The organism is Halomonas eurihalina, assembly GCF_008274785.1.
Taxonomy (GTDB): domain Bacteria; phylum Pseudomonadota; class Gammaproteobacteria; order Pseudomonadales; family Halomonadaceae; genus Halomonas; species Halomonas eurihalina.
This window is the reverse complement of the sequence record NZ_VTPU01000041.1, coordinates 1-1,528: the sequence shown is the minus strand read 5'-3', so window position 1 is coordinate 1,528 and position 1,528 is coordinate 1. Positions and strand designations below refer to the sequence as shown.

Annotated in this window: 1 protein-coding gene; it reads left to right on the top strand. The window is 66.8% G+C overall.

The genetic code is table 11. The annotated features are described in order from the left end of the window. Positions 1–1,528, top strand: a 1,528-nt coding sequence (locus FZZ93_RS18140) for an electron transfer flavoprotein-ubiquinone oxidoreductase (RefSeq protein WP_149323696.1), incomplete at both ends; no start/stop codon positions are given.

The window sequence follows — 1,528 nt, the reverse complement described above, 5'->3', positions numbered from 1 at the left end:
ATGGAAGTCGACGTGGTGATCGTCGGCGCCGGCCCCTCCGGGCTCGCCGCGGCCTGCCGGCTGATGCAACAGGCCAACGAGGCCGAACAGGAATTGACCGTGTGCGTGGTCGAGAAAGGCTCCGAGGTCGGCGCCCACATCCTTTCCGGTGCCGTCTTCGAACCCCGCGCCCTGGATGAGCTCTTCCCCGACTGGGCCGAGCGCGGCGCCCCCCTGACCACCCCCGCCGTGCGTGACGAGCTCTATCTGCTCCGCGATGCCGAGAAGGCCCAGAAGCTGCCCAATGCCCTGGTGCCCAAGAGCATGCACAACACCGGCGGCCAGAAACACGGTGGAGAGTCCACCCGCTACGTGATCAGCGCCGGTAACCTGTGCCGCTGGCTCGCCGAGCAGGCCGAGGAACTCGGCGTCGAGATCTTCCCCGGCTTCGCCGCCCAGGAAGTGATCGTCGACGAGAACGAGACGGTACGCGGCATCATCGTCGGCGACATGGGCGTGGCCGCCGACGGCACCCCGAAGGACAGCCACATGCCGGGCATGGAGCTGCGCGCCAAGTACACGCTGTTCGCCGAGGGCGCGCGCGGCCATCTCGGCAAGCGCCTGATCGAACGCTTCAAGCTCGATGAGGGCAAGGACCCGCAGCACTACGGCATCGGCCTCAAGGAGCTCTGGGACGTGCCCGCCGAGCAGCACGAGCCCGGCCTGGTGCTGCACGGTTCCGGCTGGCCGCTGGACAAGCACACCCATGGCGGCTGGTTTCTCTACCACGCCGAGAACCAGCAGGTGGTGGTCGGCCTGATCATGGACCTGGCCTACCAGAACCCCTGGCTGTCGCCCTTCGACGAATTCCAGCGCATGAAGCACCATCCGGTGCTCAAGCCCTACCTCGAGGGCGGTTCGCGCGTCGCCTATGGCGCCCGCGCCATCACCAAGGGCGGCATCAACTGCCTGCCGAAGATGACCTTTCCCGGCGGCCTGCTGATCGGCTGCGACGCCGGCACCCTGAACTTCGCCAAGATCAAGGGCCTGCACACCGCCATGAAATCCGGCATGGTGGCCGCCGAGACGGTCTTCGAGGCGCTGGCAAGCGGCGACGAGGGAGGCACTGAACTGGCCACCTTCACCGACAAGTGGCAAGCCAGTTGGGCCTGCAAGGAGCTCGAGGAAAGCGCCAGCTTCGGCCCGGCGATCCACAAGTACGGCACCGTGGGCGGCGGTGCCTACAACTTCCTCGACCAGCTCATCGGCGGCAAGCTGCCGCGGGTGCACGACACCACGCCGGACCATGCCACGCTCAAGCCGGCGGCCGAGTGCGAGAAGATCGAGTACCCCAAGCCCGACGGCACGCTGTCCTTCGACAAAGCCTCCTCGGTGTTTCTCTCCAACACCAATCATGAGGAAGATCAGCCCTGCCATCTCAAGCTCGCCGATCCGGAGCTGCCGATTCGCGACAACCTGCCCGAATACGCCGAGCCGGCAAGCCGCTACTGCCCGGCGGGTGTCTACGAGGTGGTCGAAGGCGACGACG